Annotated in this window: 24 protein-coding genes; 1 reads left to right on the top strand and 23 read right to left on the bottom strand. The window is 69.3% G+C overall.

Annotation, left to right across the window (positions count from 1 at the left end; genetic code table 11):
* Nucleotides 1–21: 21 nt before the first annotated feature.
* The 14 genes from AC3ANN_RS02190 to AC3ANN_RS02125 all read right to left on the bottom strand — a co-directional run bounded on the left by AC3ANN_RS02190 (nucleotide 22) and on the right by AC3ANN_RS02125 (nucleotide 16,127).
* Nucleotides 22–1,479, bottom strand: a complete 1,458-nt coding sequence (locus AC3ANN_RS02190) for an aldehyde dehydrogenase family protein (protein WP_488339381.1) — start codon at nucleotides 1,477–1,479, stop codon at nucleotides 22–24.
* Nucleotides 1,476–1,856, bottom strand: a complete 381-nt coding sequence (locus AC3ANN_RS02185; protein ID WP_488339380.1) for a cupin domain-containing protein — start codon at nucleotides 1,854–1,856, stop codon at nucleotides 1,476–1,478. Before AC3ANN_RS02185 ends, AC3ANN_RS02190 begins: the two co-directional genes overlap by 4 nt.
* 38 nt (nucleotides 1,857–1,894) lie before the next feature.
* A complete protein-coding gene (locus AC3ANN_RS02180) occupies nucleotides 1,895–3,532 on the bottom strand; it encodes a phytoene desaturase family protein (protein ID WP_488339379.1) in 1,638 nt (545 codons plus the stop codon).
* 37 nt (nucleotides 3,533–3,569) lie between these two features.
* Nucleotides 3,570–3,944 (bottom strand): nuclear transport factor 2 family protein, encoded by a 375-nt coding sequence (locus tag AC3ANN_RS02175; protein ID WP_488339378.1) that lies wholly within the window; start codon nucleotides 3,942–3,944, stop codon nucleotides 3,570–3,572.
* 118 nt (nucleotides 3,945–4,062) lie between these two features.
* Complete coding sequence (locus AC3ANN_RS02170) at nucleotides 4,063–6,147, bottom strand: prolyl oligopeptidase family serine peptidase (protein WP_488339377.1); 2,085 nt, start codon at nucleotides 6,145–6,147, stop codon at nucleotides 4,063–4,065.
* Nucleotides 6,144–7,445: a M24 family metallopeptidase gene (locus AC3ANN_RS02165; RefSeq protein ID WP_488339376.1), complete on the bottom strand. Its 1,302-nt coding sequence runs from the start codon at nucleotides 7,443–7,445 to the stop codon at nucleotides 6,144–6,146. Before AC3ANN_RS02165 ends, AC3ANN_RS02170 begins: the two co-directional genes overlap by 4 nt.
* Complete coding sequence (locus tag AC3ANN_RS02160) at nucleotides 7,438–8,538, bottom strand: ABC transporter ATP-binding protein (RefSeq protein WP_488339375.1); 1,101 nt, start codon at nucleotides 8,536–8,538, stop codon at nucleotides 7,438–7,440. Before AC3ANN_RS02160 ends, AC3ANN_RS02165 begins: the two co-directional genes overlap by 8 nt.
* A complete protein-coding gene (locus AC3ANN_RS02155) occupies nucleotides 8,535–10,373 on the bottom strand; it encodes an ABC transporter permease subunit (RefSeq protein ID WP_488339374.1) in 1,839 nt (612 codons plus the stop codon). Before AC3ANN_RS02155 ends, AC3ANN_RS02160 begins: the two co-directional genes overlap by 4 nt.
* A gap of 76 nt (nucleotides 10,374–10,449) precedes the next feature.
* Nucleotides 10,450–11,526 carry an ABC transporter substrate-binding protein gene (locus AC3ANN_RS02150; RefSeq protein WP_488339373.1) on the bottom strand — a complete coding sequence of 359 codons (1,077 nt, stop codon included), beginning with the start codon at nucleotides 11,524–11,526 and terminating at the stop codon, nucleotides 10,450–10,452.
* A gap of 372 nt (nucleotides 11,527–11,898) precedes the next feature.
* Entirely contained in the window at nucleotides 11,899–12,657 is a 759-nt protein-coding gene (locus tag AC3ANN_RS02145; RefSeq protein ID WP_488339372.1) for an SDR family NAD(P)-dependent oxidoreductase, read from the bottom strand.
* Entirely contained in the window at nucleotides 12,657–13,199 is a 543-nt protein-coding gene (locus tag AC3ANN_RS02140) for a phosphatase domain-containing protein (protein WP_488339371.1), read from the bottom strand. The genes AC3ANN_RS02145 and AC3ANN_RS02140 overlap by 1 nt, the downstream gene beginning before the upstream one ends.
* Complete coding sequence (locus tag AC3ANN_RS02135) at nucleotides 13,196–14,176, bottom strand: transketolase family protein (RefSeq protein WP_488339370.1); 981 nt, start codon at nucleotides 14,174–14,176, stop codon at nucleotides 13,196–13,198. Before AC3ANN_RS02135 ends, AC3ANN_RS02140 begins: the two co-directional genes overlap by 4 nt.
* Nucleotides 14,173–15,021 (bottom strand): transketolase, encoded by an 849-nt coding sequence (locus tag AC3ANN_RS02130; RefSeq protein WP_488339369.1) that lies wholly within the window; start codon nucleotides 15,019–15,021, stop codon nucleotides 14,173–14,175. Before AC3ANN_RS02130 ends, AC3ANN_RS02135 begins: the two co-directional genes overlap by 4 nt.
* Before the next feature lie 14 nt (nucleotides 15,022–15,035).
* Entirely contained in the window at nucleotides 15,036–16,127 is a 1,092-nt protein-coding gene (locus tag AC3ANN_RS02125) for a zinc-binding dehydrogenase (protein ID WP_488339368.1), read from the bottom strand.
* Between the two features lie 128 nt (nucleotides 16,128–16,255).
* Here AC3ANN_RS02125 and glpK point away from each other — a divergent pair, with 128 nt between their 5' ends.
* Nucleotides 16,256–17,755, top strand: a complete 1,500-nt coding sequence (gene glpK / locus AC3ANN_RS02120) for a glycerol kinase GlpK (protein ID WP_488339367.1) — start codon at nucleotides 16,256–16,258, stop codon at nucleotides 17,753–17,755.
* Between the two features lie 44 nt (nucleotides 17,756–17,799).
* Here glpK and AC3ANN_RS02115 read toward each other — a convergent pair whose 3' ends face one another.
* From AC3ANN_RS02115 to AC3ANN_RS02075, 9 genes are read right to left on the bottom strand one after another with little or no spacing between them, the layout of a single operon-like run.
* Complete coding sequence (locus AC3ANN_RS02115; RefSeq protein ID WP_488339366.1) at nucleotides 17,800–18,705, bottom strand: MurR/RpiR family transcriptional regulator; 906 nt, start codon at nucleotides 18,703–18,705, stop codon at nucleotides 17,800–17,802.
* Nucleotides 18,680–19,636, bottom strand: a complete 957-nt coding sequence (locus AC3ANN_RS02110) for a phosphoglycerate dehydrogenase (RefSeq protein ID WP_488339365.1) — start codon at nucleotides 19,634–19,636, stop codon at nucleotides 18,680–18,682. The genes AC3ANN_RS02115 and AC3ANN_RS02110 overlap by 26 nt, the downstream gene beginning before the upstream one ends.
* Nucleotides 19,633–20,229 carry a glucose-6-phosphate isomerase gene (locus tag AC3ANN_RS02105; RefSeq protein WP_488339364.1) on the bottom strand — a complete coding sequence of 199 codons (597 nt, stop codon included), beginning with the start codon at nucleotides 20,227–20,229 and terminating at the stop codon, nucleotides 19,633–19,635. Before AC3ANN_RS02105 ends, AC3ANN_RS02110 begins: the two co-directional genes overlap by 4 nt.
* A 19-nt stretch (nucleotides 20,230–20,248) precedes the next feature.
* Nucleotides 20,249–21,196: a shikimate dehydrogenase gene (locus tag AC3ANN_RS02100; protein WP_488339363.1), complete on the bottom strand. Its 948-nt coding sequence runs from the start codon at nucleotides 21,194–21,196 to the stop codon at nucleotides 20,249–20,251.
* Between the two features lies 1 nt (nucleotide 21,197).
* The gene (locus AC3ANN_RS02095) at nucleotides 21,198–22,247 is read right to left on the bottom strand and encodes a zinc-dependent dehydrogenase (RefSeq protein WP_488339362.1); all 1,050 of its coding nucleotides are present in this window, start codon (nucleotides 22,245–22,247) and stop codon (nucleotides 21,198–21,200) included.
* Nucleotides 22,244–23,347: a galactitol-1-phosphate 5-dehydrogenase gene (locus AC3ANN_RS02090; RefSeq protein WP_488339361.1), complete on the bottom strand. Its 1,104-nt coding sequence runs from the start codon at nucleotides 23,345–23,347 to the stop codon at nucleotides 22,244–22,246. The genes AC3ANN_RS02095 and AC3ANN_RS02090 overlap by 4 nt, the downstream gene beginning before the upstream one ends.
* Before the next feature lie 2 nt (nucleotides 23,348–23,349).
* Nucleotides 23,350–24,186, bottom strand: coding sequence for an SDR family NAD(P)-dependent oxidoreductase (locus AC3ANN_RS02085; RefSeq protein ID WP_488339360.1), 837 nt, complete (start codon nucleotides 24,184–24,186; stop codon nucleotides 23,350–23,352).
* Entirely contained in the window at nucleotides 24,186–24,854 is a 669-nt protein-coding gene (gene eda / locus AC3ANN_RS02080; RefSeq protein ID WP_488339359.1) for a bifunctional 4-hydroxy-2-oxoglutarate aldolase/2-dehydro-3-deoxy-phosphogluconate aldolase, read from the bottom strand. The genes AC3ANN_RS02085 and eda overlap by 1 nt, the downstream gene beginning before the upstream one ends.
* Complete coding sequence (locus tag AC3ANN_RS02075) at nucleotides 24,851–25,648, bottom strand: ATP-binding cassette domain-containing protein (RefSeq protein ID WP_488339358.1); 798 nt, start codon at nucleotides 25,646–25,648, stop codon at nucleotides 24,851–24,853. Before AC3ANN_RS02075 ends, eda begins: the two co-directional genes overlap by 4 nt.
* Nucleotide 25,649 lies beyond the last annotated feature (1 nt).

Here is a 25,649-nt window from a genome sequence, read left to right as displayed (position 1 = left end):
TCCGTCCCTTTCCGCCGGCCGTCAGGGCCGAGCGACCTGAATGGTCTTCGTCTCGAGGAATTCCTCCACGCCGGCGCGGCCGCGCTCGCGTCCGATGCCGCTCATCCGCACGCCGCCGAACGGCAGCGCGGGGTCGCTCACGAGCGCGCAGTTCACGCCGACCGTGCCGACGCGGAGCCGTGCCGCGATGCCCCGTGCGCGCTCGGCGTCGCCGCTGAAGACGTACGCGGACAGGCCGTACGGGGTATCGTTCGCGAGCGCGACAGCCTCATCGTCACCGGACGCCACGATGACGCTCGCGACCGGCCCGAAGAACTCCTCGCGCAGCACGTCGGAGCCTGCCCCGGGCACGGCCAGGATTCCCGGCTCGAGGAACGCGCTCGTTCCGGTCGACCTGCCACGCCGACCGCCTCGCGTCAGAACCGCTCCCCCGGCGACGGCACGCGCCACCTGGTCTTCGATGGTCTCCACGGCGCGCAGGTCGATCAGCGGGCCGATGTCGGTGGCGCCGGCCCAGGGGTCGCCGACGTTCAGCTCTCCGACGCGCGCGGCGAAGGTCTCGAGGAACCGGTCGGCGACGTCCTGGTTCACATACACCCGGTTGGCCGCGACACAGGCCTGCCCGGCGTTGGCGAACCGTGCGCGCACGACGGCCTCGGCGACGGCATCCATGTCCGCATCCTCGGTGATCACCACGGGAGCATTGCCGCCCAGCTCGAGCAGCACGCGCTTGACGCCCGGCGCCGCCCCGGCGAGCAGCCGCTGGCCGACAGCCGTCGACCCGGTGAATGTGATGCACGCGACCTCAGGGTGCTGGAGCAGCACGTCGCCGACCGCAGCCGGACGGCTCGTCGGGAGCACCGAGAGCACGCCGGGAGGCAGACCGGCGTCCACGAAGGCCGTCGCGATGGCGAGCGCCGTCAGCGGCGTCTGCTCGGCGGGCTTGAGCACCACGGTGCAGCCGGCGGCGAGCGCTGCGCCGACCTTGCACGCGACCATGAACGCCGGGAAGTTCCACGGCGTGATCGCGCCGACGACCCCGACGGCCTCCCGCGTGACGTAGGCGTCGCGATCGGCCTGGATCCCCGGCCAGTACTCGCCGGGCAGACGGAGCGTCTCGTGGCTGAAGAAGTCGAAGAACCGCAGGCTGTTCCTGATCTCGCCGAGCGCCTCCCGGAGCGGCTTGCCCGTCTCCCGGACGATCAAGTGGGCGATCTCCTCCTCACGGTGGCGAAGACCGCCGATGGCACGCTGGAGGATGTCGAAGCGGACCGAGGCCGTAGTGCGAGCCCAGCCCTCCAGCGCAGCCGCTGCCGCGTCGACGGCGGCCTCGGCGTCCGCCGCGGACGCGTCCGCGACGTCGGCGAGCTTCTCGCCCGCCGCAGGATCCCACACCGGGAACGTCGCACCCTCTGCGGCGTCGCGCCACTCACCGCCGATCAGCAGGCGCGAGGGGACGCGCGTCGGACTTGTCGTCATGAGGCCGTGTACTCCTCGTCACTGACGGGGCCGGTCCACTCCACGTCCTCGAAGTGCAGGATGACCTGCGTCACGAGGTTCGTGTCGGTCGCCCCATGCCAGTGCTCGACGCCGGGCGCCGTCCACACGACGTCACCGGGTCGCACGACGACGCGCTCGCCGTCGCGCTCCTGAATCCAGCCCTCACCCTGCAGCGTGTAGATGAACTGTCCGCCGGGGTGCCGGTGCCAATGCGTGCGGGCACCCGGCGGGAAGATGATGTTGGCTGAGCGCACGCCGTCCTGATTGAGCAGGATGTCGGACCACACGCCTCCCGCTGTCGTGTCGTCCCTGCGGCCCGAGGCCTTGCCGTCGCGCTGTCCGCGTCCGATGAGCATGATGGTCCTTTCGATGGTGCAGAGGTGCGCCGGCGGCGTCACCAGACCTGCGGTTCGGTCTCGTCGAGCGGCGGGATGTCGGTCGCCTCGTCGAATAGCATCCGGTGGCTGGCGTTGTACCCGGTGACGCCGCTCATGAAGTTGCCCGGCCACGTCCCGACGCCGCAGAGGTAGAGCCCGCGAAGCGGCGTCGAGTAGTCGCTGGCGCCGGGGAGCGGACGGGCGTCGAACAGCCGGCCCGGGACGATATCGCCGTGAGAGCCCGACCCTTCGACCAGCCCGAACTCGCGCTCGAGATCGAGGGGGGTGTAGACATGCACGGCGTCGAGGATCTCGGGCACGTTCGGCATGTGATGCGCGATGGTCTGGAGGACCGCCTCGCCGAGCTCAACGCGCTGCTCGTCCCAGGTGCCTGCTGCGAGGTGATAGGGCACGCCGCGTACGCTCAGGCTCATGATGTGGTGCCCTGGCTCGTCGACGAGCGTCGGGTCGATCGCCGAGTCCATGAGCCCCGTCACCGTGACTCGACGCGACCAGCGCCCCATGACCGCTTCGTTGTACGCCTCCTGAAGCGCGTCCATGGATGACGCCACGCGGAAGTTCGTGGGCAGGAACAGCGCGTTCTCGGCATCGTCGGCCGCCACGGCGAAACGCGGCGTCCCCTTCATCGCGATGTGCACCTTCGCGCTGGTGCCGTCCATCTTGAGCTTCCGCGCGCGGGAGACGAACTCGTCCGGGAGATCGTCCGGCCGGACGAGCTGCGTGAGCGTGAGCTTGGGGTCGGCGTTGGACAGCACGCGCGGCGCGAAGTACTCGCGCCCGTCGCGCAGACGGACGCCCGCGACACGACCGCTCTCGGTGAGCACGCGTTCGACCGGAGCGTCGACCTCGATGACGGCGCCGCGCGCCTGCGCCGAGCGCGCCATCGCCTGCGTCACCGAGCCGATCCCGCCGAGGGGGGCCGCGTTCTTCATCATCAGATCGTTGCGGTCATCGACCCCGAACGCGGCCATCGACTCCTCGTACAGAGGACGCTGCAGGAGGAGATACGCGGAGCCGGGCGTGTATGGGCCGACGAGGTTCGTGGCGACTGCGGTGGCCGCGAAGAACGCCTTGAGCTCGGGGGACTTCAGATGCTCGTCGAGCAGATCGCCGACGCTTCCGAACATGAGGGCGTTGAAGTCGTCCAGATCGCTCGGCGAGGTGAACCGCGCGGCGACCTCGGCGAACGTCGGAGGGACGTCGTGGAACGAGACCCTCATGCGCTGCGCGACGCGTCGAATCCGCTCGAGGACACCGAAGAACCCCTCCACGTCCTCGGGACCGTGAGCGAACTTCTCCACCTGCTCACGACGCTTGGCGCGATCCGGCCACGGCACGAAGGCGCGTCCGTCCTCGAAGAGCGTCAGCGAGCCGAGCGTCGGCTGTGTGTAGGCCAGACCGAAGGACGTGAGCTCCATGTCGGCGATGATCCGCGGGTCGAGGCTGTGGCTCGAGTTGGACACCGAGCTGCACCGGTAGCCGGGGACCACCTCTTCCGTCACGCAGCATCCGCCCACGACCGAGCGCGCCTCGAGCACGAGCACGCGCCATCCCGCCTTGGCGAGGTAGAACGCGCCGACGAGCCCGCTGTGGCCCGCGCCCACCACGATGGCGTCGAAGGTGTCCTTGCTCACGAGTCCTCCTCGGGTGTGGTGGATGGAGATACGACAGTCACAGCGGGCGGATGCGGCGCTCGATCACACGCCACCCCGCGTCGGTGAGGAGAAGCAGGTCGCGATACTCGGCCGGCGCGACCTCGCCGTCGGCCCGGACGGTGAGCGCCTTGCTGATCGCCTCGGCGCGGTCGTCGTCGCGCATCGTGACGATCACGTTCGTGATCGAGTGGCTTCTGGCGGGGTTCGCGATCGCGGCGAACTTCTCCTGCAGGGTCTGCAGGCTCTGCGCCTCGAGGCGACCGGGGTTGGAGAAGAAGACCCCCTCGTGGAAGACCTCGCCCATCCGCTCGTACTCCCCCGCATCGAGGATGTAGGCGACTGAGTGCAGGGTGCGCTCGATCGCGCGCTCGGTGTCGGCGTTCGACGTCATCGGCGGCGTCCTTTCGGTGCGACTTCTTCGGCACCGGGCACGTCACCGCCCGGCTGTCTCGAACTCTAGGTGAGGGGCCAGCGGCCCTCGGGTGACCCGATGAGGCCCATAACGACTCCTAATCGCAGGGGCCCGGGCAGGGTCGCCCTTGCGCGCGGCGGTGTTCGCCGGCACGGCGCTGGAACGCCGTGAGGAAGAGGGCGAACGCGTCCGCTCGCTCCGAGACGAAGGCATCCGTCGGCTTCCCGATCCCGTGACCGCCACGGGGATCGACGCCGAGGAGGAGTCGTGCGTCCGGGGAGGAGTCACGCCTGTCGCGCAGGGCCTCGACGAAGGCGAAGGCGTGGAACGGGTCGACCCTCGTGTCGTGCAGGCCGGTGGTGACCAGGATGTCGGGCAGAGCCGCGTCATGCGGTGGCAGGTTGTGCATCGGCGAATACGCGCGGATCCACGGCCGATCCGCCGGGTCGTCGGGGTCGCCGAAGTCGCTCAGCCATAGGCGCGCGATCGAAAGACGGTGGTAGCCGAGCATGTCGGTCATCGGCACGGCGGCGTGCACGGCCGCGCAGAGATCCGGGCGCCGCACGATCGTCGCTGCCATGAGGAGACCGCCGTTGCTGCTCCCCCACACCGCGAGACGGTGCCGCTCGGCCTCACCGGACGCGACGAGCCCGTCCGCGACGTCGGCGAAGTCATCGAAGACGCGCTCCCGATGCGCTCGGCTGCCCGCCGCATGCCAGCCGGCCCCGCGCTCACGGCCGCCTCGCAGACCCGCTCCGATGTACCGGCCTCCGAGCGCGATCCATGCGGCGGCGACGTCCGAGAAGCCCGCGGATGCCGAGAGCCCGAAGCCGCCGTACGCGTGCAGCAACGCGGGAAGCGGGCGGCCGGCGGATCCCTCGGGTTCGGCGATCACGACGGGGATGCCGACGCCGTCGGATGCCGCGATCTCTCGCGGGCGCACGTCGGCGGCGGTGGCCGGCCTCGCATCTGCTCGCAGCGGAAGCGGCGCGACGCCGGGCGTCCACGTGAAGAGTGTCGGCGGTGTCACCGTGGTGGACCAGGCGAACACCGCCGAACGCTCGCCGAAGTGACGCACGACGCGACTGCGCATCGTCGATCGCCCCGGGGTCGGGAAGCCGATCGACACGTCGCCGAGTGGGAGCGGTGCCCAGTGCGGACGGATCGGATGCGTGGGCACGTCGCCCGGCGGAGGAAGCGGGGCGTATCCCACGGTTCCGGCCAGGTCGCGTTCGCCGGTGAGGAAGACGCCGTCGTCCCGCACCGAGCAGTCGTCGAGGACGACGTCGGTCTCGGCGACGAGTTCGGTCCATCGTCCGGGGCTCGGATCGCGCGGGTCGACGCGTACGACGCGACCGCGCTCGCACCCGAGGTCAGTGACGCCGATGATGGCGCCGGACTCGGTGAAATGGAACCGATTCAGGCCCTCGCGTCCTTCGACGATGGGCGCCCGCCCGCCGCTCGCGACGTCGAGGAGGTACACGTCGGTGGAGTCCCAACCGCGCGCCACGTGGACGAGCGCCTGCGTACCGTCGGGCGAGAGCTCGACATCCGGCCAATCCGTGGAATCCGGTCGGTTCCCCCACAGGAGTCGATCGTCTTCGCTGCCGAGCACGTGAAGCCAAACCTCCCGCCCATACGGTCGGTCGCCGGGGTACCTGGTGTACGCGAAGCCCGTGCCGTCCGGCAGCCATGACACACAGGCGTGCCGCACGCCGTCGAGCCTGTCGGGCAGGACGCGCCCGGTCGCCGTCTCGGCGACGAGGCCGACCGACCTTTCCGAGCCGTCTGCAGAGACGCCCACGACGAGGTGTCGGCCATCGGGGCCGGGGAAGAACCAGTCGATCGCTCCCTCGTCGGCCTCGAACACCGGCTCGCACCGGCCGCGCGCCTGGCGCTGAATGCGCCGACGGGTCGCTCCGGGGGGCCGGTCGAGGCTGAAGATCGCGTCTCCGACGGCCGAAGGTGCTCCGTCCGCGGGCAGGGCAGCCACCGCCGCGAGCGCGGTCCGGGCGTCATTCCTGACATCCGCCACGCGGGGATCTACGCGGAAGAGCTCGATCTCCTCCGCGCGTTCGGCGAGCCATGCGGCGAGCGGCTCGTCGCCCGCCGCACCGCGCAGCCACGCGAACGCCGAGAGGTCGTCGTCCATGTCGTTCGCCGGTGTCGATGAGCCGCTCATGCCAGCCAGCACCATTCCTCCGTCCACGGAACACGCGAGAGCTGCACGGCGGCTCCGGACGGCTGGACCACGAAGGTGTCTGAGAAGTTCACGCCGAATCCGCCGTCCTGGTCGTACAGACCGGGCTCGACCGAGAAGCACATGCCTGGCTCCAGCACCGTCCGCTCGCCGAGCGAGATGTAGGGCGGCTGATGCCCTTCCGTGCCCTGCCCATGCGACGGCCTGGTGGCCGCGAACCTCTCGACGCCCTGCGAGAGCTGGAACCGGTGGATCTCGTGGGCGACCTCGCCGCCGGTGCGACCCGCGCGCAGCGCGTCCTTCAGGAGCAGGCAGCTGTCGCGTGCGACGGTCCAGAGCCGTCGCTCGTGCGCATCGGGCTCCCGCAGGAGGAAGGGACGGTACAGCTCACCGCCGCACCCTCCGACCTGCACGATCCCCGAGATCTGCACGGTCCGCTGCTGTTCGATCACGGCGTGGCGGACCTGGTTCGGATGCGGGTAGCCGGTCACAGCGCCGGCGCGGATCCATGCCAGGTCGATGTTGATGCCTACCGGCCCGTGCAGCGACCGATCCGGCCCGTAGTCGGCCATGATGCGATCCAGCAGCCACCCGCTGAGCTCGAGTCGCAGCCTCGAGTCGGACAGCTGCGGATCCCGCTCGAGGAGCCGGTCGCGCGCCCGCGCATGCACCGCGTCGAAGTAGGCGTATGCGCGCGCCCACAGTGCGAGCTCGTCGTCCGTCTTCACCATGCGCATCGCCAGCGCGACGGCGGCGACCGAGGCGGGCGCTTCGCCGATCGCCTGTTCCGCCGCACGCGCCGCGCCACGAGGCAGGTCGACATCGACCACGAGCCCTCGCCCACCCGCGTCGCGAGTCGCGAGTCCACGCGACTTCACGCGGGCGAACAGCCACGACCACGAGTCGACCACCGGCTCCGTCGCGATCGACCCCTTCGGGGGGAACTGTCCCTCGGCGTCCGGCGTGTCGAAGTAGGCATCTCCGTCGCCGTACCACCACGTCGCGACAAGACGTTCGTCGAGCCACGGATAGAACCACGTGGGCGCACCGCCGTCGGGCGGCAGGTAGGCCGCGAGGAGCCGCTCGGTCGTCAGGGCCCACAGGCCCGTGAAGTACACGATGTTCCACGGGTCGACGAGCAGCACGCCCGTCCGGCGCTGCGGGTCGACGCGTTCGAGGAGCTCCTGCGCTCGCGACTTACTCCACTCCAGAGGGAGCCGCAGGGCGTGGGAGGGCTCGTATCGCTCGCGGTCGGTCAGCAGCGAGGCGGAGTCACTCATCACCCAGGCCGGCGTCCAGCGGATCGCCGGAGTCCCGGAACACATGCAGGTCGCGAGGCTCCCACGCCACGTGGACGAGGTCGCCGGGCGCCGCCGTGAAGTACTCGCCGCTGTGCTGCACGTTGGCTTTCATCTGACCGACGCCCGCCACGTCCACCTTGTACGTCGTGGTCGCGCCCAACGCGACGACATCCGTCACCGTCCCGCGCAGCGCGGGTCCGGCATCCGTCCCGGGCGTGTGCGCCAGGCGCAGCCGCTCCGGCCGCAGGGTCACCGCGACCGGAGCGCCCGAGGCGAACTCCGCAGGGGGCGCCGGCACCGAGGCACCCTCGGCGAACCGGATCGATCCGCGGGACTCGACGACGGCGGAGGCAGTGTTGTTGTCGCCCAGGAAGTTCGAGACGAAGAGGGTCTCGGGCTGGTCGTACAGTGCCCGCGGGTTGCCCAGCTGCTCGACGACGCCGTGATTCATGATCGCGATGCGATCGCTCATCGACATCGCCTCATCCTGGTCGTGCGTCACATAGACGACGGTGATCCCCAGCTTGCGCTGCAGAGCGCGCAGCTCCTCCTGCAGACGCTGTCGCAGCTTCCTGTCCAGCGCGCCGAGGGGTTCGTCCATGAGGAGCAGCGACGGCTCGAATACGAGTGTGCGGCCGATCGCGACGCGCTGCTGCTGTCCGCCCGACAGGAGCGCCGCGTTCTTGTCGCGGTGCGCTGTCAGGTCGATCAGCTCGAGCACATCGGCGACGCGACGCGCGATCTCTTTGCGCGGCATCCGTCTGGTCTCCAGCGGGAACGCGATGTTCTGGGCGACGGTCATGTGGGGGAAGAGCGCATAGTTCTGGAAGACGACGCCGATGTTGCGCTTCTCGACCGGAACCGGCGCGACGTCCTTGCCGTCGATGTCGATGCGGCCCGTCGTGAGCGACTCGAATCCGGCGATCAGCTTCAGCGTGGTCGTCTTGCCCGAACCCGACGGTCCGAGCAGCGAGAAGAACTCGCCTTCGTCGACGTCGAGCTCGGGCACGCTGAGCACGCGCACGCCGTGGTAGTCCTTGGTCACATCGCGCAGCGAGAGCTTGAGGCTCACGAGTGGCTCCTTTCGTGCGTGCGAGTGCGTTTCACGCGTTGAGTGATGGCCCACGCCACCCCGACGACGGCGACCAGTCCCATGAAGAGGACCGCGACGACGCCCACCGTGGGGTCGGTCTGAACGGCGAGCGCCTCATAGATACGCCTCGGCAGCGTCTTCACCGTGACCCCCGAAAGGAAGATCGCGATCGTCGACTCGTCGAACGATGTGATGAACGTCAGGAAGAGAGACGCGAGGATCTGCCCGGTGAGCAGCGGGATCAGGATGCGGCGGACGGTGGTCGCACGGTTGGCGCCGAGACTCGCGGCGGCCCGTTCGTAGTCCGGGTCGATGGTCTGCATGCCGGCCAGCGTGATGATGAACGCCTGAGGCAGCGTGATGGCGATGTGCGCCAGCACGATGCCGGTCTGCGTGTCGATGAGGCCGATCCGCAGGAACGCGATGAAGAACGCGCCCGCCGCCACGACCGCGGGGAAGATGAGGGGGATCAGCAGGAACGGGGTGATGCCGCCGCGCAGCAGACGGGAGGGGGTGCGGCTGACCCCGATGGCCGCGAGCATGCCCAGGGCGGTCGAGGCGAGCGCCGTGATGATTCCGACGCGGAAGCTGATGATCGTCGGGTCGAGCCAGGTCGGCTGGAAGAAGTTCGAGTACCACATCGTCGACCACGTCTGGGGCGGGAAGATGAGCGCACGCGCACCAGAGAACGAGATGGGGATGGCGAGCAGCTGCGGGATCAGCACGAGGATCGCGAGGACGACCGAGATCGTCGTGCCGAGGCCGCGCACATAGCTCACGCGCGTCGCGTCGAGGAACTGCGCGAACCGGGTGACTGCCCGCGACCACAGGCTCGTCTTCAGCGTCGGCTCGGGTTCGGTCTCGAGACCTGCGACGTCGCCGACGTCGCCCAGTGCGATCGTCTCGGTGACCGACTCCCGTCTCGCCGATTCGCCCGATGTCGCTGCGGCGGGGGCGGCGGCCGCGATCTGCGGCGCCACCACGGTCTGGATCTTCTGCCGGGACAACGTCGTGAACAGGATCAGGATCAGGAAGACGACGAAGCCGAGGATCACGGATGCCGCGGCCGCGACGGAGTAGTCCGCCTGCTCCTCGATCGCGCCGTGGATGAAGGACCCCAGCATCCGGCCGGAGTTCCCGCCCAGCAGCGCCGGGACCGCGAACGATCCCGCACTGTAGACGAGGGCCAGGATGAAGGTCACCTGTACCCCGGGCCGGGTCGCCGGGAGGAAGACGCGGAAGAACGCCTGGGCGGGTCCCGCGCCGAGGCTCCGGGCCGCAAGGACCCGGCTGACGTCGACCCGCTGGATGACCGGTACGAGGATGAGCACGACGAGAGGCAGCTGCGAGTGGATGAGGCCGATCGTCGTCGCGATCGAGTTGTAGATCAGGTCGGCCTTGGGCAGCCCCATGGCCGTCAGCACCGAATTGACCAGGCCGTGCTGTCCTAGCACGACCTGCCACGCGAACGTCCTGATGAGGATCGAGGTCAGGTAGGGCGTGAGGACGCACACGAACAGGAACCCTCGAAGGAACCCGCGCGACCGGGCGATCGTGTACGCGATCGGGTATCCGATGAGCACCGAGAGAACCGCCGCGATGAGCGCCAGCACCACGGTGTTCACCAGGACGTTCTGGAACCCCGCGCTCGTCAGAAGGCGCGCGTAGATCCCGAGGCCGAACTCGGCGCCGTCGGTGAAGCTGCGTACGACCAGCACCGCGAGTGCGAGCACGTACACACCGAGCACGTACGCGACGGCCGGCGCCGCGAAGAAGCCCCAGCCGCGGTGCTGGCGTGCTGCCTTCGAAGTCATCGTATGGTCCTCCAGGTCGCGCCGGGGCGGAGATCGCGTGCGTGCGATCCGCCCCGGCGATGATGAGTCCGAGCGGTCAGGAGTTCACGAACTCCTGCCAGCGCGTCGACACCTCGTCCCAGTTCTCGGCGTACCAGTCGCCGTCGATGTAGAAGGTGACCTCGTTGGTCTCGGGGGTTCCCGGCAGATCCGCCCGCTCCTCCGCCGACAGTTCGTCGAGGACGCTCGTCACCGTCGGTGTGTACTTGAGCGCCTCCAGCACGGCGCGCTGCTGCTCGGGCTCGAGCGCGAACTGGATCGCCTCGTGTGCGAGCTCGGGGTTCGCGGCGTTCTTCGAGACCGTGAGCGACTGGACCGAGACCACGGCGCCGTCCCACGTGTACTCGACGTTCGCGCCGCCCGCCTGGATGTCACGGATGCGGCCGAGCGTGTACAGCCCGGCGACGACCTCGCCCTGTGCGATCGCGACATCCTCCTGTCCACCGAACAGTGCGTAGGGCTTGATCTCTTCGAGCTTCGCGAATGCGCGGTCGATGTCGAGCGGGTAGAGGTCGTCGAGCGCGACGCCGTCGGCGAGGAGCGCGACCTCCAGCACCCCGGTCGGGTACGTCGGGAAGCTGCGCGTGCCGGGGAATCGCTCGACGTCCCACACCTCGGCCCACGTCTGCGGACCGCCCTCGGGGAACGCGTCCGCGTTCCAGAAGAGATTGCGCGAGAACTGATACCACGGGACGCTGTAGTCGTTGATGGTCTCCTGGCTGGCGATGCCTGAGACGTCGAGGGCGTCGAAGTCGAGCGGCTGGATGAGGTCGTCCGCCATGAACTGTGCGAGGGTGCGGGTCTCGGTGTCGACGAGGTCGGGGCTCTCGGCGCCCGCTGCGACCGTCTCGGCGAGCTTGGCGACATTCGACCCGTCCGTGTCGTACAGGATCTCGGCGCCGGTCGCCTCCGAGAACGGGTCGAACACCGCAGCGCGGATCGACTCCTCGTAGCTGCCGCCGAAACCGGAGTACAGCAGGGTTCCGGCGTCGTCTGGGCCGGCGGATGCGCCGCCACCGAGCTCGCCGGACGTGCACCCGGCGAGGACGACGGCCGCGACGGCGGCGACTCCGGCCGCGAGCAGACGGCGGGATGATCGTGAACGATGTGCCATGGCGGGCATCCTCTCCATTGCAGAACTCTCGGTTCGTGGCGACGTCATCGACCCCACGGGCGTTGTTGGGGATGTTAGGACGCCGTCGACAGGCGCACGCGTTCTCAATGGGCGCCATAACCAACGGATATCCCACGCTCGGCGGGCGCGACGAATCCGGGTTCAATCGCCGTAACCGGGAGCTCCTCCCTCGTGAGAGCGAGCGGTCGAGCACCCGCCGATGCGGGGTCGGTCGACGGCGACGTCAGCCAGGCGGGCCGGGTCTGCCAGGACGCGCAGCGCCCACGCCGAGCGGGACGGGCAGACCTGGCGTGAGTTCCGCGAGGCGCTCAGTGCCGCGACGGTGGGTCGATCCGTCGAGTGGGATCGCGTCTAGTCGAACGCGCCATCGATCGTGAGCCCGCCGTCGACTCGCAGGACGGCGCCATTGACGAACGAGGCGTCCTGCGAGAGCAGGAAGCGGATGGCGCGCGCGATCTCGTCCGGGTCGGCGAGTCGTCCGAGCGGAGTGCGAGCGACGAGGCTGCGCTCGTCGAGGGTGCCCGCTCGCAGGCCCGACAGCACCATCTCTGTCCGGACGTATCCGGGTGCGATGGCGTTGACGCGGATGCCGCGACGCCCCCATTCCGACGCGAGCGTCCGCGTGAGCCCGAGGACGCCGCTCTTCGCCGTCGTGTACGCGATCCGGCCAGGAAGGCCGAACGTCGAGCCGACAGAGGCGATGTTGACGACAGCGGACCCGGGTCCCATGAGTGGGAACAGCGCTTGGAGGAGCCCGAAGGCGCCCGTCAGATGCACGGCGAGATGCAGCTCCCACGCGCTCCGGTCGAACTGCTCGGCAGCCCCGCGCGAGATGATGCCGGCCGCGTTGACGACCCCCTGGACGTCGAGGTTCGACGCGGACAGCGAATCGGCGAAGCGCGCGACGGCGGCGGCATCCGTCACGTCAACGGCCGCGGCGAGGTGTCCACCGTCGGCCGGATACTGCCGGTCCAGGAGCGCGGCGTGCTCTTGAGCTCCGTCGAGGCGCAGGTCGACGAGCGCCACGCGACTGCCCGCGGCCGCGAGCTCTCGCGCCGTCGCCGCTCCGATCCCTTGGCCCGCCCCCGTGACGACCACGACGGGGCGCATCACACGCCCCCGTCGTAGCGTGCGAGATCGTCGTAGTACCCGCTCGGAACATAGAGGCTCGGGATACCGAACTCCTCGTACATCGCGACGATCTTGCGATTGTCATCCACGGCGAGCACCGGGCGTATTCCGGCTTCGAGCAGCTTCCGCACCTCCAGGCGCTTGAAATCCACCGCGTGCGTCACCTCGTCGTCGTCCTCGACCGAACGGCAGATGAGCAGGTCCCAGCGGATGCCGTGCCGTCGGAGCCATTCGACCGTCGTGGCGGCGACCGCGGCGACCCGGCCCGTGAGAATGACGACGGGCAGTCGGGGGTGCATCGCCGCGGCGAGCGCCGCGCCGATCTCCAGCGGCGTGTCCTGGTCCACTGCGGCGTAGAAGCCGTCCCAATCCGGCTCGGCGAGGTGCAGGAACCGCTGGCGATGCGAAGCGTCCGCGAGCACGCCGTCCAGGTCGAAGACGAGAACGTCGCCCTCGACGGTGCGATCATCCCCAGCTGCGTACCAGTTCGCGTGCCGCACGCTCGTCAGCTGCCCGCTCATGCGATCGCCTCCCGCGCGACCGTTTCCAGCCCGTCGGCGTCGAGGCGGTAATGCGCATAGAGGTGCGTCGGCGGTGCGATGAGGCTGAACTCGTCGCGGATGCCGTGACGCACGAGCCTCGCGCCGCCGGGCCGCTCCGCGATCACCTCGGCCACTGCCGAACCCAGTCCGCCCAGGACGTTGTGCTCCTCCGCTGTGATGATCACGCCCGTGCGGCTCGCTACGTCCCGGATGAGCTCGGTGTCCAGCGGCTTGATGGTCGGCATGTCGACGACGCCGGCCGACACCCCGGCAGCGCGAAGGCGCGCGGCCGCCTCCAGCGCGGGGTGGACGAGGGTCCCGCACGCGACGAAGGTCACGTCGGCGCCCCGCTCGTGCTCGATGCCGCGGCCGTACTCGAAGACGATGTCGTCCGAGTAGACCTGCGGATCCCGACCTCGGCTGATGCGGAAGTAGATCGGCTCGGGCCACGTCGCCGAGGCACGGATCGCCGCGCGCAGCTGAGGCCCGTCCGCGGGTGAGACGACCGTGAGTCCGGCTATGGCACGCATCGTCGAGATGTCCTCGGTCGCGTGGTGGCTCGTGCCGTAGAAGCCGAGGGCGATGCCGGTGTGGTGGCCGATGAGGCGCACGGGGAGCTTGGTGTACGCGACGTCCATGCGAATCTGTTCGCAGCAGAGGAGCCCGAGGAACGACGCGAACGTCGCGACGAAGGGAGTGAGCCCGGCCGTGGCCATCCCGGCCGCGGCCGACACCATGTGCTGCTCCGAGATGCCGAACTGCACGAAGCGCTCGGGGTGTCGCTGCTGGAACGAGACGAGGCCGTTGGAGTAGCTCAAGTCGGCGGTCCCCGCCACCACCGGCTCGCCGGCCGCAACGAGGTCGTCCAGTCCGAGCGACAGGTAGTCCAGGCCCGGATTGAGGGCGTTGAGCGCCCGGTACTGCCACGACGCGGGTTCGAGGGTCACGCTGCTCATGCCGACTCCCCCAGGATCTCGTCGATCGCACGTCGTCCGTCCGCGGGATCCAGATATCCCAGGTGCCATCCCGGTTCGCGCTCCATGTACGACACTCCCTTCCCCTTCTTCGTGTGGGCGATGACGCAGGTCGGGACGCCGTCCCTCTTGCGCGCCTTCGCCTCGGTGAGGACGCTCCGCACCGCCGCGACGTCATGGCCGTCCACCTCCACGACGCGCCAGCCGAACGCGCGCCACTTGTCGGCGAGGGGCTCGATCCCGACGACGTCGTCGACCGAGCCGTCGAGCTGGTAGCCGTTGCGGTCGACGATGGCGACGAGGCGATCGAGCCTGTGGTGCGCGGCCGACAGCGCCGCCTCCCACACCTGCCCCTCCTGCATCTCGCCGTCTCCGACCATCACGAACACCGCGAAGTCCCGCGCGGTCATCCGGCCCGCCAGCGCCATGCCCGCGCCGTTCGAGAGCGCATGGCCGATCGAGCCCGAGCTGAAGTCGATGCCCGGGATCTTCGTCATGTCGGGATGATCGCCGAAGGCGCTCCCGAGATGCGCGTAGTCGTCGAGCGCGGACGGCGGATAGAAGCCGAGGTCGGCGAGCACCGGGTAGAGCCCCACCGCGGCGTGACCCTTGCCCATGAGGAATCGGTCGCGGTCCGGCCACTCCGGCCGTTCGGGGTCGATCGTCATGACGTCGTAGTAGAGCGCCGCGAAGATCTCGGCGGCGGAGAAGACGGAGCTGTAGTGTCCCACTTTCGCGATCTCGATGAGACGGACCGTCTCCGTCCGGATGAAGTCCGCCCGATCGCGGAGAAGCGCGTCGATGTCGAGCGCGGTGTGGCTGGTCATATCGGCCTTTCGTTTCAGAACACGACGAGCGTGCGGGCTCCCGCGCCGGCGTGCAGGTCCGCGAGCCCGTCGTTGATGCGGTCGAGAGGGAGGCGCTCGCCCACGAGCGCCTCGAGTTCGAGACGCCCTTCGAGGTAGGCGTCGACGAGTCGCGGCAGGTCGCGAGACGGCACGAGCGAGCCCGCGCGGATGCCGTGCAGTCCCTTGCCGGCGTGAAGGTGATTCGCCGGGACGACGATCTCGGCGTCGTCGCCGAAGACGCCGATCGCCCACACCGTCCCTCCCCGCACCGTGAGGTCGAGGGCGGTGCCGATGAGGCGCGGAATGCCGACGGCTTCGAAGGCGTGGTCGACGCCCCCGAGCGTCCAGGAGGCGACTCGCGCGGCCACGTCGGGCTCTCGGTCCGGATTGACGGTGTGCGTTGCGCCGAACCGGCGCCGTGCGAGTTCGAGCCGCGCGTCGCTCCGGTCGATCGCGATGATGCTCGCCGCGCCGGCAAGGGCGGCACCCTGGCACACATTGAGACCGACGCCGCCGCATCCGATGACGGCGACGTGATCGCCGGCGCCGATCCGGGCCACGGTCGTGGCGCCGCCGACTCCCGTCGCGACAGCGCAGCCGAGGAGCGCCGCGAGATCGAGCGGCATGCGCTCGTCGATCACGGTCACAGCGCTGCGATGGAGCACCATCTCCTCCGCGAAACCGGCGATGTTCGTCCACTGGTGGACTTCCACGCCCGCAACGCTGAGCCGGGGCTCCTCGTCGGCGCCCCGCATGGTGGCTTCACGGTTCTGGCACATCGCGGGCCGGCTCGCCCGACACATCCGGCAGGCGCCGCACGAGACGACGAAGCACGCCACGACGTGGTCACCGGGCCGCACGTCGCGTATTCCGGAGCCCACCTGGGTCACGACGCCCGACGCCTCATGGCCCAGGACGACCGGCATCGGCCTGCGCACGAGGCCATCGATGACGTGCAGGTCCGAGTGGCACAGGCCTACTGCGCTGGTGCGCACTCGCACCTCGTCGCTGCGCAGGCGCGCGACGGTCTCGACCTCGCCGACGATGAGATCCTGGCCTGGTGCAGTGAGCAGCGCTGCTCGCACGGGTTCCCCCTGAGAGAGACGAGCCAGAAAATGTTTCCGGCAGGGACTTGCGATCGAAAATTACTTCCGTCACTCTAGGGAGTGCGGAAAGATCCGTCAACAGCACGAAGAAGTGGACTGATTCACCGATGAACCCGACACACGTGATGGCGCTCGACGCCGGCACCGGAAGTGTCCGAGCGATCCTGTTCGACCGCGCCGGTGCGATCACAGGCATCGCCCAGGAGGAGTTCCCCCAGCACTATCCACAGCCGGGCTGGGTCGAGCACGATCCTGACGACATCTGGACCTCGCAGCTGCGGGTCGCGCACGCGGTGCTCCAGCGCACCGGTGTGTCGGCAGCCGAGATTGCCGCCATCGGCATCACGAACCAGCGCGAGACCATCGTCGTCTGGGACCGCGAGACCGGACGCCCGGTCCACCGCGCACTCGTCTGGCAGGACGGACGCACGGCAGCCGTCTGCGACGACCTCGTGCGCGACGGTCGCGCGCAGCAAGTGCGCGCGAAGACCGGACTGCCGATCGACAAGTACTTCTCTGCGACGAAGCTCCGCTGGATCCTCGACAGCGTCCCCGGCGCACGTGAGAGGGCCGAGCGCGGCGAGCTCGCCGCCGGGACCGTCGACTCGTGGCTCATCTGGAAGCTCACCGACGGACGTGCTCATGTGACCGACTACTCGAACGCCTCGCGCACACTGGCCTTCAACATCTCCACTCTCGATTGGGACGACGATCTGCTGAGTCTGTTCGACATTCCGCGGGCGATCCTGCCGGAGGTGCGCCCGTCGAGCGACGTGTACGGAACGACCGGCGCCATCAACGGTTTCGGCTCGCCGATCCCCGTCGCCGCCGCCATCGGCGATCAGCAGGGCGCCCTGTTCGGGCAGGCCTGCTTCCGCTCGGGAGCCGTCAAGGCGACCTACGGCACGGGCGGTTCGGTGATGATGAACACCGGGACCACACCGGTGTTCTCGGATGCCGGGCTCATCACGACCATCGCGTGGGGCGTCGACGGCCGCGTCGAGTACGCCCTCGAGGGAGTGTTCTTCGGCGTGGGCGCCACCGTGAAATGGCTTCGGGACGAGCTCGGGATCATCGACGACGCCGCAGACACCGCCGCGATCGCGCAGTCGATCCCCGACACGGGCGGGGTCTACCTCGTGCCGGCCTTCACCGGTCTCGCCTCACCGCACTGGGATCAGCACGCGCGCGCGACGCTCGTCGGCATGACGTCCGGCACCGGGCGCGCCGAGATCGTGCGCGCTGCCCTCGAGTCGATGAGCTACTCGTACCGCGACGTGATCGACGCCATGGCCGCCGAGTCCGGCAATCGCCTGCCGTCTCTGCGCGTCGATGGCGGAGCGGCCGCAAACGACTTCCACCTGCAGTTCCAGGCCGACCAGCTGGGCGTTCCCGTCCATCGCCCCGTCGTCACGGAGTCGACTGCACGCGGCGCCGCGTTCCTCGCCGGTCTGGCGGTCGGGTTCTGGCCGTCTCAAGATGCCCTCGCGGCATCGATCGAGATCGAGCGGACCTTCGAGCCGCAGATGCCGGAAGAGCGGCGCAACGGCCTGTACGCGGGCTGGACGAGAGCCGTCGAGCGGTCGCGCGACTGGGCAGAGCACTGACGCGCCACTGGACGGGCCCAGCCGGCCGCGGCGGCGTCGGCGTCTCAGGCGGACGTCGCGCCCCGCGTCGAGCGGATGACCGAGAGATAACTCTCGCGAAGGTAGTCGGCCGTCTCCTCGTAGTACCGTGCAGCGTAGGCGGCGTATAGCGCATCGATCGCAAGGAGCTGGCCCCACTTCGACGTCACGCTCTCGCCGTAGACGTCGCTGCTCGCGACGGAGGACGCTGTGAGGAGCACCGTGTCGACGCCGTCGGCCAGTCGGGAGGAGACGTTCGACGTGATCGCGACGGTGTACGCCCCGTGAAAGCGCGCGATCTCGGCCGTCGTGACGACGGACGTCGAGTCGCCGGAGTCGCTGATCGCGATCAGGACGTCTCCGGGGCGAAGCGTCGCAGCGCCCATGGACTGCGTGCTCTGATCGCGGAACAGATGGCAGCGTTTGCCGGCGCGCACGAAGCGCATCACACCGTTCTCGGCTGAGGTCGCGGACGCGCCCATGGCCGCGAAGTACAGCGCGGGCGCGTCGTGGATCTTCTCGATGACGGCGTCTATCACCTCGGGGGCGAGTCGTTCCGTCGTCCGCCGCAGCGACTCCAGACTGCCGTGCAGGACCTTCTCGATGATCTGCTCGGTGTCGTCTCCTTTGAGCACGCCCTCGTACACCCAGTCGGAGCGTTGCTCTGCCACGGCGGGCTCGCGGGAGTAGATCGCCTGGGCGATTCCCAGACGCAGCTGGTTGTAGCCGTCGAGCTCGAGCTCGCGGAGGAACCGAGAGACGGTCGAATCCGCGACGCCGGCACGGTTTGCGAGCTCGGTGATCGACATCTCCTGCGCCTGCTCCGGGTGCGCGAGGATGACCTCGGCGACGCCTCGGAGCGCGGGGCTGAGCGACGGCGACTTCCGCGAGATGCGGTGGAGAAGGTTATTGCCCATCGAACTCTCGCCCACGCGCCGAGTCTAGGCGCTCGACGAGCTGTTGCACGGCAGCGTCCATGGCACGGTCGATGCTCTCGGCCGTGTATCCGCCGACGTGAGGAGTGCCGATGAACGACGGATGCCGCGTGAGCGGAGTGTCCCCTGGCGGTTCGTGTTCGAAGACGTCGGCCGCGTAGCGGGCGAGCCGTCCATCGTCGAGCGCTTCGAGGACCGCCGACTCGTCGACGAGCGCCGCCCGCGCCGTGTTGACGAGTATGACGTGCGGACGCAGCTGCGCGAGCGTGCGGCGATCGATGAGCGGTCGCGCGCCCGGCGGCGCGTGGAGCGAGACGACGTCGGCGCTGCGGAGGAGCTCGCCCAGTTCGGCGTAGCGGAAGCCATCAAGAGAGAACTCCGGATCGGGGAAGGCGTCGTATGCGAGCACCTCCATGCCGATCGCGATGGCCACCCGCGCCACGCGCCGGCCGATCTGACCGCAGCCGACGATCCCGAGCGTGCGACCTGCGAGCTCGACCCCCTTCACGCGCTCCCATCGTCCCGCCCGCATCGCGTGGGACATCGCGGGGACGGATCGCGCGGACGCCAGGATCAAAGCGATCGCCAGCTCGGCGACGCCTTGCGCATTGGCGGCCGGCGCGCGGAGCACATCGATGCCCAGCGCTGCCGCGGCATCCACATCGATCGCGTCTGCTCCCACGCCATTCCGTGAGATGACACGCAGGCGGGGAGCGGCGTGCAGCAGGTCCGCGTCGATCGGCTCGACGCCCGCCACGTAGCCGACGGCTGTCGTGAGAGCGTGCTCTTGCTCGTCACGCGTGGGCATCCGCCCGGGAGCCGGCAGCAGGATGTCGTACCCCGCGGCCGTCAGGCGCTCCAGCGACGGGTGCCCTGGCGCGGACCGGGGTGTCACGAGGACGCGAGGGCGCCCGCTCAGGGTCGTCATTCCTGCCAGCGCGGATTGTCGACGAGCACGGGTGCACCGTCGCGTTCGATCACGATCTTGCGGAACCCCTTCGTCTCGATGGTGCCGTAGTCGTGACCCGCATCGCCGGGGAACGCGAAGAACGTGATCAGAGGCTCGTCCGGGGATGTGTTGATACTGCGGTGGGCATAGCGTCCCGGCACGTAGACCGCGCGCCCGGCGGTGAACTCCTCCACCTGGACATCGCCTTCCGGGCTCTCCATGAGCATGAGGCCGCGACCCGAGAGGCAGAAGTAGATCTCGGCCGATTCCAGCCGTTCGTGGAAATGGCCTTTCGTCATGAGGTATTCGTCGCCGACCTTGCCGGGATAAGTGATGCTCGTTCCGTAGGCGACCTCCGTCTCGAGCGAGGGGACGCCCATGTCGTAGAACTCGTACGTGAGAGGGTCGCCCGCGGCGACACCCGCCTCGAGAGCCTCGGAGTCGGCGTACATGCCGCGCATCGCTGACAGCCGACGGCGGAGCGAGGGCTTGCCGTCGGCGAGGCCCGTCGTCAGGTCGAACTGCGTCGCAACGGCGACGAGCGTGGGATCGGTGATGATCTCGGCGGTCATGGGGTTCCTTTCGTGAGGCTCACACGGAGCGCGCGATACGGGAGAGCTCCTCGAAGCGGGGCCCGCTCGTGGGGATGTCGAGGTCGAAGACCTGCGCGATGACGCGGGTCCACCCGTGGAGGAAGTAGAACCAGCCGTCGACGGGACGTACGCCGCGTGCTGCCGCGGCGCGCGCCCGAGCGAGGAACAGCAGGTCGCCACGGTAGTTGAAGTCCCACGCGACGGCGTTCTCGGGGAACACGGCGGCCTCAGTCAACGGAGAACCCGGCCGATCCTTGCCGAGACCCGTCGCATTGACGACCAGAGCGCCCGCGTGCGCAGCCGTGAGCGCGGCGTCGTTCGCCTCGGGAGTCGCAGCGACCCGGTACTCGACAGGGATGCGCAGCCCGATCCGGCGGTGGAGCGACCGCATCTCGTCCAGGCGGCCCGGGCGCCGGTTCGTGACGATCAGCCGGGACGGCACCGGCCCGCCTGCCCGCTCCCGACGATGCAGGTAGAGCGTCAGGGCCAGCGAAGCGCCGCCGGCTCCGAGAAGCACGACGTCGCCCGTGAAGCCGGGCCCCACGGCGTCCTCGTACGCCAGGCCGCTCGTCACGTCGTCCATCGCATGGCCGTGCAGGCCGTCAGCGCGCTTGGAGATGCTGCTGATCTCGTCGAGCAGCCCCGCCGAGTCCCCGACGTCGGCGAAGAGGTCCCGCGTCGCGCGGAAGAGGTTGAGCTTGTGCGTCGTCACGAGGGCGCCCAGCCACAGCGGATCGCCGGCGATGAACGAGACGACGCGCCGGTACTCGTCGACCGAGGCGTCCAGCGGCACGTCGACGCCGACGATCCGCGGTGAGATGCCCAGATGCTCCGCCCAGGCGGGATACACCTTCATGATCGACGACGCCCCCGTGGTCACGCCGATGAACGAGAACGTGGGCTCGGTCGCGCGCTCGAGCGTGTCGGGCGTGTAGACGGTGGCCACGTCATGCTCCTTCGAACGCGATCAGCGGCTTCATGCCGGCGCCCGACGAGGCGTGGTCGAGCGCTGCCTCGATCTCGTCGATCGCGAAGCGGCCGGAGATGATCGGGGACAGGTCGACGTCCGCGTGCGAGAACATCTCGAGGACGTCGCGGTAGTCGTCGTTGCTGGCCCCGGTCGTTCCCGTCATGACCAGCTCGCGATAGTGCAGCGCGTTGACATCGATCTGGGGGCGAGCCGCGTCGCCGAGGCCCGAGAAGACGTTGAGGCGTCCGAGGCGCGCCAGCAGGTCGGTCGCCGATGCGATGACCGCCGGATCCGAGACGCACGTGATCACCACGTCGACTCCGCGTCCGTCCGTGAGCCGCATGATCTCGGCGTGCAGGTCTTGCTCGCCCACGTTGACGAGCACGTCGGCACCGAGCCGGCGCGCGATGTCGAGCCTCGACTGCCGCCTGTTGGCGACGATGACGCGCCGGGCCCCGCGTCGCTTGGCGATGACGGTGTGCAGGCACCCGATCGGCCCGGCACCGATGATGAGGACATCGTCACCAGGCCCCACGTCGACCTTGCGCTGCCCGTGGAGGCAGCAGGCGGCAGGCTCCATGAGCGCCGCGACGTCGAACGTCATCGCCTCGGGGACGAGATGCAGGTTCCCGCGGCCGAGCACCCAGCCGGGTACGCGCATGTACTGTTCGAAGCCGCCGTCGATCGTGATGCCGAATGCCTCATACGTCGGACACAGCTGGTTCAGCCCGCGCCGGCACATGGCGCATTGCCCGCATCCGACGTTCGGTGTGACGCTCACGCGATCGCCGACGGTGAAGCCGGCCGCTGCGGCGCCGACGGCGGCGATCTCGCCCGCCACCTCGTGCCCGAGCACACGTGAGGTCCCGTGCGGGATCTTGAAGTGTCCATGCCGCATGATGCGCAGGTCCGTCCCGCAGATGCTCGCGGCGCGAACGCGCACCAGCACGTCATCGGCGCCGATCGTCGGCTCGTCGCGCTGAGCGACCTCGATCCGGCCGGGTTCGTGGAAGACCGCCGCCTTCATGCCGTCACCTCCTTCCGCGAAAGGGATGCCGCGAGCACCCGATCCGCTTCGCTGCGAGCCGCCTCCGATACCGCGAAGACGGTCTTGTTCGCCCACACGCGCCGGTCGGCGAGACCTTCGAGCACGCGCTGCGCGTCCTCGAACGGCTCGACATGGCTTACGAGGTCGATGGCGTCGACGGTGCGGCCGATCGAGGCGATCACCATGTCCCAGTCGCTGCGCCCTCGGGGCGTGATCCGCGCGTTCCACGTGCCATGGAGCGTGAGCTCGCGCCGGAGCACCCTCGAGACCGTCTCCTTCGCAAGCGGCACGTCGGTGCTGAGGTCTCCCAGCAGGACGACGTGCCCCTGATGCGCGGTCGCGTGGACCGCCTGCAGAAAGGTGACGCCGAGGCCGCTCGCCTCGACGGCGATGTCGACTCCACGTCCGCCGGTGCGCTCGATCGCGATCGCATCGCTGCCGCTGTCGCCCGGATCGATGGTCTCGAAGCCGAGCTGCTCGGCGATGCGGCGCTTGCGCTCATCGATGTCGGCGACGAGGACGCGCACGACTCCGCCGATGCGCAGCCACTGGGCCGCAAGGAGTCCGATCGGTCCTGCTCCGATCACCAGGGCCGAGGCGTTCGGTGGAACAGGGGCCTTGCGCACCGCGTGGAGCGCGACGCCTGCCGGCTCGACGAGCGCTCCCTCGATGAGGGAGACATGATCGGGCAGGCGGAAGAGGTTGCGCGCCGGGACGCGCAGCTCCTCCTCGAGGCCGCCGTCACGCCGCGAGCCGAAGTAATCGTATGAGGCGGCGAGCGCGTACTCCCCGATCTCGGTCATGGGATCATGCGGATCGGGCAGGCACGGGAAGATCGCGACGCGATCACCCGGTTGGAACCCACCGTCGACGGATGCCTCTGCCACGGTGCCGGACATCTCGTGTCCGAGCACCAGCGGGAACCCGTATCCCTTTCCGACGCCGAAGCGCAGGACGTCCGATCCGCAGACGCCGACCGCCCCGATGCGCACGAGCACGGAGTCCGCTCCCACCGGCTCGGGGGAAGGGACGTCGACGACGTCGATGGTGCGCACGTCGCGCAGGACAGCGGCACGCATCGTCACACCTCCATGCCGTAACGGTGCGCTTTGTGGGTCGGATAGAGGGAGAAGGTCGGGATCGTCACATCGGGTGTGCGCGTCGCGATGTACAGCGACGCCTCGGCCACGTTGGAGACGTCGATGCAGCTGGCGGCGATGCCGTGCTCGATCTCGTGCGGGTCGAGCCATCCGTCGGTGTACGCGGGGAGGTCTCCGTCGTAGAGACCCTGGTCGATGATCTCGGTCATCGGCGTCCGCACGTGCGACGGGTTCAGCACCGTCACACCGATGTTCTTGCCCACGCCCTCGAGCAGGATGTTCTTGCTGAAGCCGAGCATGCCGTGCTTCGAAGCACGGTACGGGCTGTGTCCGGGTCCCGAGGCGACGCGCGTCGACGAGGACCCCATGTTGATGATGCGACCGCCCGACTCCTGCTTCTCCATGATGAGGAAGGCCTCGCGGCAGCAGAGGAACACGCCGGTGAGGTTCGGGCCGATCGTCTTGTTCCACTCCTCGAGCGTCACCTCGGTGACGGGCGGCGAGAGTGAGTCGCGGCCCGCGCTGTTCACGAGCAGATCCAGCCCGCCCCAGCGCGCGACGGTGTCGGCGAAGAAGTCGCGCACCGCCTCCTCGTCGACGACGTCCGCCACCACGGCGAAGACGTCGCCGCCCCGTGCGCGGATGTCTTCTGCGACTTCGGCCAGTCGCTGCGCGTCGATGTCGACCATCGTCACGCGGGCGCCGTTCGCGGCGTACGTTCGACTCACCGCCTCGCCGATGCCCGAGGCCGCGCCGGTCACGATCGCGACCTTGCCTTCCAGTGCGGTGCCCGGTTCGGGCAGATAGTCCGGAACCATCAGAGTTCGTCCTTTCCAGTGGTGCTGTCGCGGGTCGCGATCCGTACCGCGGCCGCCGCTCGTCGCGTGATCTCGTCGTAGTCGCCGGCGTCGAGGACGCTGCGCGGCGCGATCCAGGTACCGCCGCATGCCACGACGGTCGGCCGGCGGAGGTAGGTCTCGAGATTGTCGGGACGGATGCCGCCGGTCGGCATGAACCGGACGCCGTACGGGCCGGAGAGCGCGTCGATGAGTGCGACGCCGCCGGACGGCTCTGCCGGGAAGAGCTTGAAGAAGTCGAGGCCGAACGAGACGCCTTGCTCGATCTCACTCGCCGTGGCGACGCCGGGCACGAACGGCAGTCCGCGGTCGGCCGCTGTCTCCACGACCGGCTCGTGCAGGCCCGGGGCGACACCGAAGGCGGCGCCGGCATCGATCGCGGCGTCCACGGATGCCGGCGACAGCAGGGTCCCGGCGCCCACCAGCATCTGCGGCAGTTCGCCGATGATGGCCGCGATCGCCGCAGCTGCGGCATCCGTCCGGAAAGTCACTTCGACGACGGGCAGCCCGCCCGACACGAGGGCTTCCGCGAGTCGCACGCCCTCGTCGGCGGTCGACACCGCGACGACCGGGACGACGCCGTGGCGCGAGAGGCGCTCGGAGAGTTCGGCGGAAGCGAGATCGGTCACGAGGCGATCCCGAGGTCCGCGGGCGTCTTCGCGCCCACCATCAGGGCGACGGCGTCGGCCATGTCGATCTGCGAGGTCTCCACGAGCGCGATGCGCTTGCCGAGCCGCTGGATGTGAATGCGATCGGCCACCTCGAAGATCTGGGGCATGTTGTGACTGATGAGCACGACGGGGATGCCGCGGGCGTTGATGTCCTTGATGAGCTTGACGACCCGCCCCGACTCCTTGACGCCCAGCGCGGCGGTGGGCTCATCGAGGATCACGACCTTCGATCCGAAGGCTGCCGCGCGGGCCACCGCAACGCCCTGGCGCTGTCCGCCGGACAGGGTCTCGACGGACTGTCCGATGTTCTGCAACGTCTGCAGTCCGAGCTGCGACATGACCTCGAGCGCCTCTTCGCGCATCTTCTTGCGGTCCAGCATGCGGAAGACGGCGCCGGCGACGCCAGGCCGGCGGATCTCGCGACCCAGGAAGATGTTGCTCGCGATGTCGAGCGCGGGCGACACCGCGAGGCTCTGGAACACCGTCTCGATTCCGCGGCGGCGCGCCTCGACGGGCGACTTGAGAACGACCGGCTCCCCGCTCACGAGCAGCTCCCCCTCGTCGGGCTGCACGGCGCCGGCGAGACATTGGATCAGCGAGGACTTGCCGGCGCCGTTGTCGCCGATGACGGCGAGCACTTCGCCTTCCCGGATCTCGAAATCCGTCTCGTCGAGTGCCACGACGTGCCCGTAGCGCTTGACGAGGCCGCGGGCCTCCATCACGAGGCCGGTCTTGTTCTGCGTGGTGGTCATG

The sequence above is a fragment of the Microbacterium sp. STRO-2N genome (genome assembly GCF_057747775.1).
The sequence above is the reverse complement of the archived record's forward strand: the minus strand, read 5'-3'. Positions and strand labels throughout refer to the sequence as shown.